Raw genomic sequence first — 13544 nt, 5'->3', positions numbered from 1 at the left:
CCATGAACCTCGCCTTCCGCGGCCCGGTCGAGGACGGCAAGCCGAAGCTGCCGGGCAGCCTGCATGTCAACCGCCGGCTGGACCGCTGGCTGGCATTCGACGTGGCGGGCTTCGCGACGATCACGCCCGGCAAGGTGGAGCTCGGCCAGGGCATCCTGACGGCGCTGGCGCAGATCGCCGCGGAGGAGCTGGATGTCGCGCTCGGCAGGATCCGCGTGCGGCCGGCGAGCACGCCGGAGAGCCCGGACGAGGCGGTGACCTCCGGCTCGCTCTCGGTGCAGGAATGCGGCATGGCGCTTCGCCATGCCTGCGCCGATACGCGGCGCATCTTCCTCGGCGTCGTCGCGCAGCGCAGCGGGGTGCCGGTGGAGGAGATCGCGGTACGCGACGGCGCGTTCGTCGCGCCCGACGGGCGTGTGCTCGGCTCCTACTGGGCGATGGCGGATGCGGGGCTGCTGGCGGTGGAGGCCTCGCCGGAGGCGCGGGCTAAGCCTGCCGCCGAACGGCGCATCGCGGGCACCTCGGCGGCGCGGCTCGACCTGCCGGACAAGGTCTTCGGCGCGGCGCGCTTCGCCCACGATCTGCGGCTGCCGGGGATGCTGCATGCCCGCATGGTCCGTCCGCCCTCGCGCGGCGCGCGGCTACGGGCGGTGCAGGACGGCGCGCTGCCGGGCGAGGCGGTGGTGTTCCGCGACGGCGATGTGCTCGCCGTCGTCGCCGCCGAGGAACATCACGCCGAGGCCGCCGCCGAACGCCTCGCGCGCCGTGCCGCCTGGGATGAACGCGACACGTTGCCCGAGGAGGGCGCGGTCGAAGCCTGGCTGCGTGCCGCGCCGCGCGAGAGCAGCGTCGTGGTGGAGCGCGCGGCGGAGACGCCGGCGCCGGCGCATCGCGTCTCCGGGCAGTTCTTCCGTCCGTTCCTGGCGCATGGCTCGATCGGCCCGTCCTGCGCGGTGGCGCGCTGGGACGGCGACACCGTCGAGGTCTGGAGCCACTCCCAGGGCATCTACAATCTTCGCACCGACCTGGCGAAGGCGCTGCGCATGCCCGCCGAGGCGATTGTCGTGCACCATGTCGAGGGCAGCGGCTGCTATGGGCACAACGGCGCCGACGACGTTGCGCTCGATGCCGCGCTGGTGGCGCGCGCGCATCCGGGCCGGCCGGTGCGCGTGCTGTGGAGCCGTGCGGAGGAACTCGGCTGGTCGCCCTTCTCGCCCGCCATGCTGGTGGAGGTGGAGGCAGAGGCCGATGCGCAGGGCACGCTGACGGCCTGGAAGCACGAGGTCACGTCGAACGGCCATTCCGGCCGGCCCGGCCGCGGCGAGGTCCCGACCTTGCTCGCGGCCTCCATGCTCGCCGATCCCTTCCCGGTACCGCTTTCCATAAACCCGCCGCTTGCCGGCGGCGGCGGGGCGCAGCGCAACGCGGTGCCGCCCTATCGCGTGCCGGCGCTGCGCGTGGACCTGTATCGCGTGCTGGAGATGCCGATCCGCGCCAGCGCGTTGCGCGGCCTCGGCGCGCTGGTGAATGTCTGGGCGATCGAGAGCGTGATGGACGAGTTTGCCTCCCGTGTCGGCGAGGATCCCCTGTCGCATCGGCTGCGCCACCTGGACGACGCGCGCGCGCGCGACGTGCTGACGAAGGCAGCGCAGATGGCGGGCTGGGAGACGCGCAGGAACCAGGAAGGGGTCGGCTTCGGCCTCGCCGTCTCGCGCTACAAGGGCAGCGGCGCCTGGTGCGCGGCGGTGGCGGAGATCGAGGCCGCGGAGCGCATCTTCTGCCGCCGCCTCTGGCTTGCCGTGGATGTGGGCGAGCCGGTCAACCCCGACGGCATCGCCAACCAGATCGAGGGCGGCGCCATCCAGGCCACCTCCATGTGCCTGCTGGAATCGGTGCGGCACGATGCGCGCAGGATCACCTCCGACAGCTGGGAAGGCTACCCGATCCTGCGCTTCTCCGAGGTGCCGCAGGTCGCGGTGGAGATCATCGCACGGCCGGAGGCGCCGCCGCTCGGCGCCGGCGAGTGCAGCATGGGCCCCGCCATCGGCGCCATCGCCAATGCGGTCGCCGATGCGCTCGGCGTGCGCCTCCGCCGCTGGCCCTTCACGCCCGACAACATCGCGAAAGCCACATGACCCTCACGCTGACATGCACGATGAGCGATCGCACCCGCCCGATCCATGATGGGCGGATCAAGGTTGCCGGCTTCGATATCGCCACCACGCCCGACGAGCCCGAAGGGATGTTCCGCATCGCCATGCGCGAGGCGCGCTTCGACATCACCGAGCTTTCGATGGCGAGCCACATGCTCTCCGTCGCGCGTGGCGACAGCCGCTATATCGGCGTGCCGGTGTTTCCCTCGCGCGCCTTTCGCCACGGCGCCATCTACATCCGCACCGATCGCGGCATCTCGCGGCCGGAGGATCTGGCGGGCCGCACCATCGGCGTCCCGGAATACCAGCAGACCGCAGCACTCTGGGTGCGCGGGATGCTGCGCGAGCAGCACGGCGTGGACACGCGCGGCATCAAGTGGCGCTCGGGCGGCGAACGCACGAAGCTGAACCTGCCCGGCGGCCTCGATGTTCAGGAGATCGCGGCCGGCGAGTCGCTGGAAGCGATGCTCGCCGATGGCCGGATCGACGCCTTCATCGGCCCGCGCCCGCCGGCCTGCTTCCTGGACGGCAGCGCGCCGGTGGCGCGGCTCTTCGCCGACAGCCGCGCGGCGGAGGAAGCCTATTTCAAGGCGACCGGCTTCTTCCCGATCATGCATTGCATCGCCATCCGCCGCGACGTGGCCGAGGCGCATCCCGACCTCGCCGCCGCCCTCCACGCCGCCTTCGCGGAAGCCAAGGCGCAGGCGCTGGCGGAGCTTGCGATGGTCAACGTGCTTCGCGTCTCGCTGCCCTGGATCGCCGCCGAGGCTGCGCGGCAGACCGCGATCATGGGCGGCGATCCCTGGCCCTACGGCTTCGCGCGCAACCGCGACGAGATCGCCGCGATGTGCCGCTACGCGCTGGCCGATGGGCTTGCGGCGCGCGAGGTGGCGCCGGAGGAGCTGTTCCACCCCACGACGCTCGCGCTGTAGGCGCGCGCCGGCGGGCTGGGCGGGGCGGCGGCCGGCGCGGGCAGCGCGGTGGGCATCAGCGTGCCGCCGGGGCGGAAGCGGATCGTCGCGCGCAGGCCCAGCGGATCATAGACGATCTCCGGCTGGGCGCCGCTGCCAAGGTCCTGGCGCAGCGCGCGCTCCAGCAGCCTGGTGCCGAAGCCGCGGCGCGCGGGTTGCGGCGCCACCAGCGGGCCACCCGATTCCACCCAGCGCAGCACCACCATGCCGTCGCGGTCGAGGCTCCAGCCGAGGCGCACGCGGCCTTCGTCGCGGGTCAGCGCGCCATGCTTCGCCGCATTTGTCGCCAGCTCGTGCAGGCCCAGCACCAGCGCCTGCGCCTGGGTCGGCCGCAGCGTCACATCCGGCCCGTTCTCGGTGGTGATGCGGAGATCGCCGAGCCAGGGGGCGAGGGCCGCCTGCACCACCAGCCGGAGCTCGGTCGCGCCCCAGGCATGGGCGGTGAGCAGGTCGTGTGCGCGCGCAAGGGTACGCAGACGGTCGCCGAAGCTGCGCTCGAAGGCGGCGGGGTCGTCGCCGGCGTTGCGCAGCGTCTGCTGTGCGAGGGTCTGCACGGTGACGAGGGTGTTCTTCACGCGGTGGTTCAGCTCATGCACCAGCAGGTCGCGCCCGGCTTCGGCGCGGGCGCGCTCGGTCACATCCTGCACCGTGGCGCTCACCGCTTCGACGCGGCCCGAGGGGCCGCGCACCGGATGGCAGGAGACGAGCAGGTTGCGCGAATGGCGCAGCGTGCCGGGGGCCTCCACGGCCAACGGAGCATCCAGCACCGGGCGCCCTTCGCGCAGCACCTGCGCCTGGCCGGCGAGGATCGCCTCGGCCAGCGGCGGCGGCAGCACATCGGCGGCGAGGCGTCCAGGCAGGCTTTCGGCCGGCAGCCCGGCGAAGGCGGCCAAGCGCAGATTGGCGCTGAGCAGCACGCCGCGCGGACTGAGCAACGCCAGCCCGACCGGGATGGTGTCGCAGATCGCCCGCAACTCGGCGAGCGATTGCCGGGCCTCCTGTTCGGCCGCGCCGAGTGCGGCGATCGCGTCGTCCTCGGCGGCATCCGGCAGTGATGGAGCGGGCTGCCGGCGGCGTCGGCCCAGCGCGGTGCCCAGCAGCGCGCCGAAGCCGGCGGCGCCGAGCGCAACGGCGGCCAGCGGCGTGCCGGCCGGCACGAGGGCCGTGGCCGCACTGGCCGCGGGCGGCGCCGCGGTGGCTGGAGCGGTGGGGAGCGGCGCAGCCAGCGCCACCGCCCAGCGGGGCACGCGCGCCAGCCGACGCATGGCCAGCAGCCGAGGCGGCGCGCCGCCCTCCGCCGGCGTCTCGACCAGGGCGGCGTTGGCGTCGGGCATCGTCAGCCCGGCAGGGAGGTCGCCCGGGCGGATCCAGGCGAGGGGCCCCGGCGCGGCGCCTTCCGCGCCTGCCGAAACCAACCAGGCGGCGGTGATCTCCTCCGCCGGGCCATCGGCCACCAGCGTCGCGGCGAGCAGCGCTGCCAGCCGCTCGGCGGTGAGTCGGGCGACCAGCACGCCGAGCGGCCGCCCGCCCTCCGGCCGCGCCACCGGCACGGCCACGCCGAGAATCGCCTCTGGCCCCGTTGGCCCGACCAATGGCCCGACAACCGGGCGCATCGCGCCGAGGGCCTCGGCGGCGAGCTGGCCGGCCGTGGAGGCGGGCAGCGGCGTGCCCGCGGGCAGATCCGAATCGACCAGCGGCGCCAGCAACGCATCGAGCCCGGCGACCGGCAGGCCGAGCGAGGTGGCGGCGGCCCGCACCACACGATCGAGCGCCGCCACCGGCAGGGTCGGCGCCCGGCCCGGATCAAGCGCGGCCGCGGCGGTCAGCAGCGCCGTCTCCGCCCGTCGCAGCTCCGCCTCCGCGGCCTCGGCAAGTGCCAGGGCGTGTTGGGCGAGGCGCTGCCGGGCAGCGTCCTCGGCGCGCGGCGCCGCGACCGGCACGGCCATCGCCAGGAACGACCAGGCGCTGAGCTGCAGCAGGCGTCGCCGACCGCCATCGGGTGAAGCGCCCGTTGTGGCACGCCGCGCCGGCGCTGGAAGAGCTCGCATCACGTGTCCTTCAGGCTCACATGCGCTCACGATGCCGCGACTCGATCCACGGGGCTTCGATTCCGCTAGTCTGGGGTGACAATGGATCTCGCGCAGCGGTTGTGCCACCGCATCGCGTTCAACAGAAGGTGAGCAATGCAGCGGAAGGCAATGATCTTCTTGGGGATCTCCTTCCCCTTCGTCGTCTCCTGCGCGGCTGTCGAGCCCGCCGCCCCTGCCGCGCCGGCGGGGGGCGGGCCGGCTGCCACGCAGCAGGCAGCCCAGCCGCGCCCGCCCCGGCGGGCCCCGGCGGCACCCGCGGTCTGGCGCGTGGCGCAGGACGGCACCACCGGCTGCGCCGATCCCGATGCACTCCGCCTGCTGCGCGAGCCGGCGTCGGACGCGGCGGCGCTGCGGCGCCTTGCGACGGCGCGCACGGCTGGCGGCTGTGTCACCGTCTTCCGGGGACAGGGCTGGCGGCTGCTTGAGCGGACGGGAGAGATGCTGCGCCTGGCCCCGGCCGAGGAGGGGGCCGGCCCCGGGCCGCTCTATTTCTGGCGGGATCAGGTGGTGGAGGAGCGCGCGGGCTGATGCCGGGCGCGGGTCACGCCGCGGCGGCGCGTATCCGTTCGAGGTGCAGCAAGCCCTTGCCGCGCAGCGTCGCCGGCGGGTCCGGACGGAACGCCTCGTAGAGCCGCAGCCCGAGACGGTTCAGCTCCTCGGGCGGCAGCGCGGCGGCGCGCGCCTCCATCGCGGCGCGCACGACAGCCAGATGCGGGCCGAAGGCGCGCGCGAGGTAGTGCCGCAACGGCTCGACCGCCACCGGCTGTCCCGCCGCGCCGGCAGCGTGGCGCGTGCCGTCCTGCGCCACCACCACCGGCACCATCCGGCCGAGCAGCGGGATGGTTTCGCCCCCGGCCACGCCCGCCAGTAGCGGGGAGGTGCCCGCCACCGCGCCGGCAAGGCCAAGCGCGACATCGGGCGAATGGCCGAGTCGCTCCGCCACCACCGCCGCCCAGAGGGTCAGCACCGGTGCCGGATTGACCCGGATCGCGTCATTCACCGCCGCGCCATGCCCTTGCGGATCTCACGCTCCACGGCGCTGCGCTCCACGGTGCCGATGCGGCGGATGATCTCCCGCACGATGGCTGCCGAGATGCGGTGGCGCTTGGCGAGGTAGGCGACTTCTTCCTCCAGGCGTGTGGGGTCGATGGCCGGCGCGGAGCTGGCCTGTCCGGTCTTGATCTGTGCCATGGGACGACATCCTGGGGGCCCCGGGGTGGGCGGGGCCTCGCGCTGTTCGGATTGCGGGAAGCGCAGCGCCCTCCAAGGGGAACTGCGTCTCGGCCAATGTGGGGTCGCGGGGTGCGGTGCGCTACGCCCGCAGGGGAATAACCCGTTCCAGCCGGCAGCGCACTGCCTCGCCGGGCGCAAAAGCAGGTGCCGCGGCCGCCGTGACGACGAACAAGGTGCCCGCGGCGGTCTCCACCTCGTATTCACGAGTCTGGCCGAGGAAGGCGGCGCGGCCGATCCGGCCGGGCAGGCCCTCGCCATCGGCCAGCAGTGCAACCGATTCCGGTCGCACCGCGAGCTGCGCCGGGCCGGGCGGATGGGCGCGCATGGTGGTGGAAAGCTCCGCGCCGCCGAGCGCGATGCGGCCGGGGCCGAGCACCTCGCCGGCAAGCACGTTCGCCTCGCCCATGAAATCGGCGATGAAGGCGTCGGCGGGGTCTTCGTAGAGGTCCGTGGGCGTGCCCATCTGCGCGATCCGGCCCGCGCGCATGACGCAGACCAGGTCGGAAACCGCCAGCGCCTCCTGCTGGTCGTGGGTGACGTAGACTACCGAGAGGCCGAGGCGCTTCTGCAGGTCGCGGATATCCTCCCGCACGCGGCGGCGCAGGCGCGCATCGAGGTTGGAGAGCGGCTCGTCGAACAGCAGCACCTGCGGCCGCAGCACCAGCGCGCGCGCCACCGCCACGCGCTGCTGCTGGCCGCCGGAAAGTTCGGACGGCAGGCGCTGGCCGAGACCTTCAAGGCCAAGGGTCTTCAGCATGGACAGCGCATCGGCTTCCGCGGCCGGCTTGCGCGCGCCGTTGACCAGCAGGCCATAGGCGACGTTCTCCAGCACGTTCATGTGCGGGAACAACGCATAGGACTGGAACACCATGGCGATGCGCCGCTCGGCCGCCGCCAGGCGGGTGACGTCGCGGCCTTCGATGGTGATGCGGCCATCGGTGGGCAGTTCGAGCCCGGCGACGAGGCGCAGCGTGGTGGTCTTGCCGCAGCCCGATGGTCCGAGCAGCGTCACCAGCGCGCCCTGCGGGAAGCTGAAGGAGACCTCGTCCACCGCGCGCACCGTGTCGAAAGCCTTGGTGACGCGGTCGAAGGTGATGGCGGGATGGTCGGACATGGCAGGCATCAGGCTCCGGCCCGCATCGGCGCGGTGGGGGCGCCGGCCGTGATGCCGCCGGCGAGGCGGCCTTCCGTTGCGGCGCGGCGGCCGATGCGGGCGCGGCCGACCAGCTTCTCGATGCCCAGCACGACGAACAGCATGATGAAGATCAGCACCGTGGAATAGGCGATGGCCAGCGCCATCTCGCCGGCCTCGACGCGGCCGACGATGTAGACGGTGGCCAGGTTGTGCCGCGCCGAGACCAGGAAGATCACCGCCGAAACCGCCGTCATCGCCTGCACGAAGCTGTAGGCGAGTGCCGTGATGATGGCAGGCCGCATCAGCGGCAGGATCACGCGGCGCAGCGTGTCCACCGCGCCGGCGCCCATCGTCGCGCTGGCCTCGTCGAGCGAGCGGTCGATCTGCGCCAGCGCCGCCAGCCCGCCGCGCACGCCGACCGGCAGGTTCCGGAAGACGAAGCAGAGGATCAGGATCAGCGCGGTGCCCGTCAGTTCGATCGGCGGCACGTTGAACGCCATCACATAGGAGACGCCGACCACCGTGCCGGGGATGGCGAAGGACAGCATGGTCATGAATTCCAGCGTCCGCCGGCCGCGGAAATCCTGCCGCGAGATCAGCCAGGCGAGCAGGATGCCGAGGCCCGCCGTGAAGGGCGCGGCGAGTGCCGCCACCTGGATCGTCGTCAGCAGGCTGTCCCAGGCGGAGCCGCGCAGCGCGATGCCGTCCATCCACTCCACCTCGAAGGCGGTGAGGATGTGGCGCCAGGTGAAGCTCATGTCGCCGCGGCCGACATCATGCACGAAGCCGCCGACCAGGATCACGCCGTAGACCGCCACGGTGAACAGCATCCAGGGCCACACGACGAGCGAGCAGGTCAGCCTGAGTCCCGCCGGCAGCGGTGCCGGCAGGCCGGAATCGCCCTTGCCCGTCATGGTGGTGTAGCGCCGCCGGCCGAGCCAGAGGGCCTGCAGCGCGAAGGCGCCGAGCGTCAGTGCCAGCAGCAGCAGCGCGAGTGCCGCGGCGCGGCCGGGATCATGCCGCGCGCCGGCAATGGCGAAGAAGATGCGGGTGGAGAGGACGTCGAAATCGCCGCCGAGCACCAGCGGGTTGCCGAAATCGGCGAGCGATTCGACGAAGCCGAGCAGGAAGGCCGCGGCCAGGGCGGGCTTCAGCAGCGGCCAGGTGACGCTGCGGAACACCCGGAAGCGGCGCGCGCCCATGGTGGAGGCGGCCTCCTCGAGGCTCGGCGAGATCGCACGCAGCGCGCCGTCCAGCAGCAGGAAGGCGATCGGCGCCTGCGCCAGCACCTGCGCAAGCAGCACGCCCGGCAGCCCGTAGATCCAGCGGCTGCGCGGGATGTCGAACCAGTCCCACAGCGCGGTAGTGACCATGCCGGTGCGGCCGAACAGCACGATCAGCGCCATCGCCACCACGAAGGGCGGCGTGATCAATGGCAGGATGGTCATGGCGCGGAACAGCGGCGCCGCGCGCACCCCGCCGCGCACCGCCAGCAGGGCGAAGAACAGGCCGATGGCGGTGGAGATCACCGCCGTCAGCGTCGCCAGCAGCAAGGTGTTCCACACCACGCCGCAGCCCTGGTGGCTCGCAAGGCAGGCGAGGCTCCAGGCCTCGGGCGCGGTGAGGCGGGTGGCGAGCGCATCGGGTGCGAAGCGGTCGCCGTCGTAGATCGCCGCCATCAGGATGGTGGTGAGCGGGGCGAAGACGAAGACCAGCAGCAGGAAGGCGCTGCCGGCAACCAGGAAGGCGATGAAGGCATCCGCGCCGAAGGCCCCCCGCGCCGCGAGCCCGGCGGCGAGCAACCCGGTCGCGCCGATCAGCACGAACAGCGCGCCCCAGCCGAGCGAGGGTTGCGGCGGCGGCGCACCGAGCAGCGGCGCGAGCCACTGCCATTCCAGCCCGCGCAGCCCGATCGCCTCGCCCATCGCGAGGATCCAGACGATGATGCCGGCACCCGCCAGCGTCAGCAGGGTCCTAGGCGCGCGGCCGCGCAGCAAGGGCAGAGCCGCAACACCCACCAGCAGCGCCACGGGCCAGAGCCACCAGCGCGCGCCCGTCACCAGCAGCGCCAGAAGCGGCGCCGGCGCGCCGCCCGGCCAGGCGGCAAGCTCGGCGACGCCGCCCTCGAGCCCATGCCAGGGCAGCAGCAGCAGGCCCAGCGTGGCGCAGAGCAGCGCCACGCGGCCCAGGCTCAGGGCACCCAAGACGCGCTGACCGCGTGGCTCAGCCGAAGCGCATCAGCGCGCGCCGGCGCGCACCTCGCGCTCCCAGCGCTGGATGATGCGGTTGCGCTCCTCCGCGCGGCCCCAGCGGGCGAAGTCGTAGTCGATCAGCGGCACGTTCTCGAAGCGCGGGGCCTGCGGCGGGATCGGCGCGTTGCGGTTCGACGGCAGCTGATAGGCCTTGGCCTCGGCGCCGAGCGCCTGTGCCTCTGCCGTCAGCGCCCAGTCGAAGAAGCGCCGCGCCTGTTCCATGTTGCGGGCGCCGCGGATGATGGACATCGAGCCGATCTCGTAGCCGGTGCCCTCGCAGGGTCCGACGAGTTCCACCGGTGCGCCGTTGACGCGCTGCGTCACCGCATCGTGCAGGAAGGTGATGCCGACCAGCGATTCGCCGGTGGCCGCCGCACGCGCCGGCGCGGCGCCGGAGCGGGTGTACTGGTTGATGTTGCGATGGAGCGCGCGGAGGTATTCGAAGGCCGGTTCCTCACCCATCACCTGCACCAGCGTCGCCAGCATGGTGTAGGCGGTGCCGGAGGTGTTCGGGTCGGCGACCTGCACCTCGCCGCGGAATTCCGGCTTGGCGAGGTCTGCCCAGCAGCGGGGTGCTGCGATGCGGCGGCGGGCGAGTTCGGTGGTGTTGTAGGAATAGCCAAGTGCGCCGGCATAGATGCCGACGGTGCGGAAGCCTGTCTGCTCCGCCTGCCGCACGGCCCAGGGATGCAGCTGTGCCAGGTTGGGCGAGCGGTATTCGACGGTCAGGTTCTCCTGGCCGGCCTGCATGTGCGGATCGCCGGTGCCGCCCCACCAGACATCGCCGCGCGGGTTGGCGGATTCGGCGCGGATCTGGGTCAGCGTCTCGCCCGAGCTCTTGCGGGTCATCGCGACGCGGATGCCGGTGGCGCGCTCGAAGGCGGCCATCATCGGGCGGCACCATTCCTCCTGCACCGAGCAATAGACGGTGAGATTGCCCTGGGCGCTGGCCGCGCCGGGCAGGGTGGCGGTGAGCGCGCCGGCGAAGAGGGCGCCGAACAGGCGGCGTGTGGTGGACATGAGTGCTGGTCTCCCTGGTTCCGGGCGGGTTCGTTCCGCGCCGCTGCGTTGCATGGTTTGCGTTACAGTCTCAACCGCGGCCGCGGCGGCATCAAGCCTCCATCAGCGCGGCCAGCCGCGGCCCGAGCGCTGGCGCGGCGAAGCAGATCGGGTTGCCGGCGGCGAGCCAGTCGCCGCTGTCGAATTCGTTGGTCCAGCAACCGGCCTCGCGCGCGATGGCGAGCGCGGCGGCGGCGTCCCAGGCATTGATGTGCAGCTCCAAATACGCGTCGAGCCGGCCGATCGCGGTCTCCACCAGGCCGAGCGTGCCGGAGCCGGAGGAACGCACGCCGGCGCCGGCTGCCATGACGCGCCCGACCAGCGCGACATAGGCCTCGGGCGGGCGCCGGAGCGACCAGCCGACCTCGATGGTGGCGCGGGCGAAGTCCTGGGTGTCGGCGGCGTGGATCGGCGCGTTGTTCAGGCTGGCGCCGCAGCCGGCAGCGCCGGTGATGATCTCCCGCGGTGCGTGGCGGGCAACGGCGCCGACGACGGCGCGGCCATCCAGCGCCATGCCGATCGAGACGCACCAGCGATCGCCGCCGCGTGCGAAGTTCGCCGTGCCGTCGATCGGGTCGAGGATCCAGAGCGGGCCATCCTTCGGCGCCACCCCGCCGCCTTCCTCGCCGAGGATCGGCTCGCCGGGGAACAGCGCTTCCAGATGTTCGCGGATGAAGTGCTCGGTGGCGCCGTCGGCCTCGGTCAGGAAGTCCTGTGCGCCCTTCATCTTCGTCGCCGCCATGCCGCTGGCGCGCATGCGCGCGGCGAGCGCGGCGGCCTCCTGCGCGATGCCCGCGGCGGCATCCCGGCGGCGGCGGAGTTCGGCGGTGTTCACTGATAGGCGCCCATGACGTTCTGGTCGAAGTCGATCAGTGCGCCGGTCATCATCTCGGCGGCGTCCGACAGCAGGTAGGTGGACAGCCCGGCGATATCCGACGGGCGCAGCAGGCGGCCGAAGGGCTGTTCCGGCTCGGCGCGCTCGCGCCAGTCCGGCGGGCGGCCGTCGCGCGCCTGGATCGCGTGTTCGCCCGGCGTGTCGGCCCAGCCCATGTTGATGCCGTTCACCCGGATGCGCAGCGGTCGCAGGCCGAAGGCGGTGTTCTTCGTCAGTGTCGCCAGCGCACCCTTGGAGGCGGAGTAGGCGGTGAGGAAAGGCTGGCCGCCGTGGCTCGACATGGTGATGACGTTGACCACGGCGCCGGTTTTGCCAGCGTCCTTCAGCCGCCGCGCCATCGCCTGGGTCAGCAGGAAGGGCGCGCGGGCGTTGACGGCGAAGAGCCGATCCCACAGCGCGACGGAGGTATCCAGGACGGTGCCGCGGTCGGTGAGGCCGGCGGCGTTCACCAGCCCGTCCACCAGGCCGAGCGCCGCCTCGGCCTGCGGCAGGATGGCGTTGGTCGCCTCGGCATCGGCGAGGTCGGCGGCGACGAAATGCGCGCGGGCGCCGAGCGCGCGGAGCTTCTTCACCACCGCCGCGCCGCGCACCGCGTTGCGCCCGGTGATGCAGATGCCCGCGGCGCCGGCCTCCGCCGCCGCCAGGGCGCAGCCCTCGCCGATGCCGGAGGTGCCGCCGGTGACGAGTACCACGCGGCCGTCCAGCCGCACCTTCGGCAGGACGCTCATGCTGCAATCTTCACGGGCCGGCCTTCCTGCAGCGAGCGCAACGCGGCGTCCGCCAGCACCAGCGCCTGCCGCCCGTCCTGCGCGCCGACCGGCATCGGCGTGCCGTTGGCGAGTGCGTCGAGGAAGGCGTCCAGCTCGATCCGGTAGGCCGGGGCATAGCGTTCCAGGAAGAAGTGCAGCGGCTTGTCGGTGGTCACGGCCCGCGCATCGGCCAGCTCCACCGTGGTCGGCGTGCGGTTGCCGGCGATCAGGCGGCCGGCGCTGCCGAACACCTCCACGCGCTGGTCGTAGCCGTAGCTGGCGCGGCGACTGTTGTTGATGTGGGCCATGCGGCCGGAGGCGGTGCGCAGCAGCACCATCGCGCTGTCGATGTCGCCGGCGGCACCGATCGCGGGGTCCACCAGGTTGGCGCCCTGGGCGAAGACCTCCACCGGCTCCTCGCCCAGCATCCAGCGCGCCATGTCGAAATCGTGGATGGTCATGTCGCGGAACAGGCCGCCGGAGACCTTGATGTAGGCGACGGACGGCGGGCCAGGGTCACGACTGGTGATGACCACCTGCTCGACGCTGCCGATGGCGCCGGCCGCGATGCGCCGCTGCAGTTCGGAGAAATCCGGGTCGAAGCGGCGGTTGAAGCCGACCAGCATGGGCACGCCGGCCTTCCTCACCTCCGCCAGGCAGGCATCCACGCGCGCGAGCGAGAGGTCTATGGGCTTCTCGCAGAAGATCGCCCTGCCGGCGCGCGCGGCGGCTATCACCAGCTCGGCATGGGTGTCGGTGGAGGAGGCGATGAGGACGGCGCCGACCTCCGGATCGGCGAGCGCCGCGGCGGTGTCGCTGGCGCGGGCGCCGTGCTTCGCGGCCAGCGCCTCGGCCGCCGGGGCGTGGATGTCCACCACGTGGCGCAGCCGTGCACGGCCGCTCGCCGCCAGGTTGGCGGCGTGGATGGCGCCGATGCGGCCGGCGCCGAACTGTGCGAAGTGGAGCATGTCGTTTTCCGCGGAAGCGCCGCTTGCGGGCGCTGTCAT

12 protein-coding genes are annotated in these 13544 nt (G+C 72.9%); 3 read left to right on the top strand and 9 right to left on the bottom strand.

Going from position 1 to position 13544, the window contains the following annotated elements; translation table 11 throughout:
- The first annotated feature begins 2 nt into the window (after positions 1–2).
- Both ACESM1_RS01210 and ACESM1_RS01205 read left to right on the top strand, forming a co-directional pair.
- Positions 3–2135, top strand: a complete 2133-nt coding sequence (locus ACESM1_RS01210; RefSeq protein ID WP_372616958.1) for a xanthine dehydrogenase family protein molybdopterin-binding subunit — start codon at positions 3–5, stop codon at positions 2133–2135.
- 20 nt (positions 2136–2155) lie between these two features.
- Positions 2156–3085, top strand: a complete 930-nt coding sequence (locus ACESM1_RS01205; RefSeq protein ID WP_372616956.1) for an ABC transporter substrate-binding protein — start codon at positions 2156–2158, stop codon at positions 3083–3085.
- On the opposite strand, the gene ACESM1_RS01200 is transcribed toward ACESM1_RS01205, so the two are convergent.
- Complete coding sequence (locus tag ACESM1_RS01200) at positions 3007–5172, bottom strand: sensor histidine kinase (RefSeq protein ID WP_372616955.1); 2166 nt, start codon at positions 5170–5172, stop codon at positions 3007–3009. The two genes, ACESM1_RS01205 and ACESM1_RS01200, sit on opposite strands and share 79 nt — an antisense overlap.
- Before the next feature lie 150 nt (positions 5173–5322).
- On the opposite strand from ACESM1_RS01200, the gene ACESM1_RS01195 reads away from it, so the two are divergent.
- Positions 5323–5742: a hypothetical protein gene (locus ACESM1_RS01195; RefSeq protein ID WP_372616953.1), complete on the top strand. Its 420-nt coding sequence runs from the start codon at positions 5323–5325 to the stop codon at positions 5740–5742.
- A 13-nt stretch (positions 5743–5755) separates the two neighbouring features.
- Here ACESM1_RS01195 and ACESM1_RS01190 read toward each other — a convergent pair whose 3' ends face one another.
- The 8 genes from ACESM1_RS01190 to iolG all read right to left on the bottom strand — a co-directional run bounded on the left by ACESM1_RS01190 (position 5756) and on the right by iolG (position 13505).
- Positions 5756–6214 carry a hypothetical protein gene (locus ACESM1_RS01190; RefSeq protein ID WP_372616951.1) on the bottom strand — a complete coding sequence of 153 codons (459 nt, stop codon included), beginning with the start codon at positions 6212–6214 and terminating at the stop codon, positions 5756–5758.
- A complete protein-coding gene (locus tag ACESM1_RS01185; protein WP_372616950.1) occupies positions 6211–6405 on the bottom strand; it encodes a hypothetical protein in 195 nt (64 codons plus the stop codon). The genes ACESM1_RS01190 and ACESM1_RS01185 overlap by 4 nt, the downstream gene beginning before the upstream one ends.
- A 121-nt stretch (positions 6406–6526) precedes the next feature.
- Complete coding sequence (locus tag ACESM1_RS01180; protein ID WP_372616948.1) at positions 6527–7561, bottom strand: ABC transporter ATP-binding protein; 1035 nt, start codon at positions 7559–7561, stop codon at positions 6527–6529.
- Positions 7562–7569: 8 nt separating this feature from the next.
- The gene (locus tag ACESM1_RS01175) at positions 7570–9786 is read right to left on the bottom strand and encodes an ABC transporter permease (RefSeq protein WP_372616946.1); all 2217 of its coding nucleotides are present in this window, start codon (positions 9784–9786) and stop codon (positions 7570–7572) included.
- Positions 9787–9819: 33 nt separating this feature from the next.
- Complete coding sequence (locus ACESM1_RS01170) at positions 9820–10854, bottom strand: ABC transporter substrate-binding protein (RefSeq protein ID WP_372616944.1); 1035 nt, start codon at positions 10852–10854, stop codon at positions 9820–9822.
- A gap of 91 nt (positions 10855–10945) precedes the next feature.
- Positions 10946–11728 carry an inositol monophosphatase family protein gene (locus ACESM1_RS01165; RefSeq protein ID WP_372616942.1) on the bottom strand — a complete coding sequence of 261 codons (783 nt, stop codon included), beginning with the start codon at positions 11726–11728 and terminating at the stop codon, positions 10946–10948.
- Positions 11725–12516, bottom strand: coding sequence for an SDR family oxidoreductase (locus ACESM1_RS01160; RefSeq protein ID WP_372616941.1), 792 nt, complete (start codon positions 12514–12516; stop codon positions 11725–11727). The genes ACESM1_RS01165 and ACESM1_RS01160 overlap by 4 nt, the downstream gene beginning before the upstream one ends.
- Positions 12513–13505, bottom strand: a complete 993-nt coding sequence (iolG, locus tag ACESM1_RS01155; RefSeq protein ID WP_372616940.1) for an inositol 2-dehydrogenase — start codon at positions 13503–13505, stop codon at positions 12513–12515. Before iolG ends, ACESM1_RS01160 begins: the two co-directional genes overlap by 4 nt.
- Positions 13506–13544 lie beyond the last annotated feature (39 nt).

The sequence above is a fragment of the Falsiroseomonas sp. genome (assembly GCF_041690465.1).
In the GTDB taxonomy this organism is placed as follows: domain Bacteria; phylum Pseudomonadota; class Alphaproteobacteria; order Acetobacterales; family Acetobacteraceae; genus Falsiroseomonas.
Note: the sequence above shows the minus strand (reverse complement) of the source record. Positions and strands in the feature narration are given on the sequence as shown.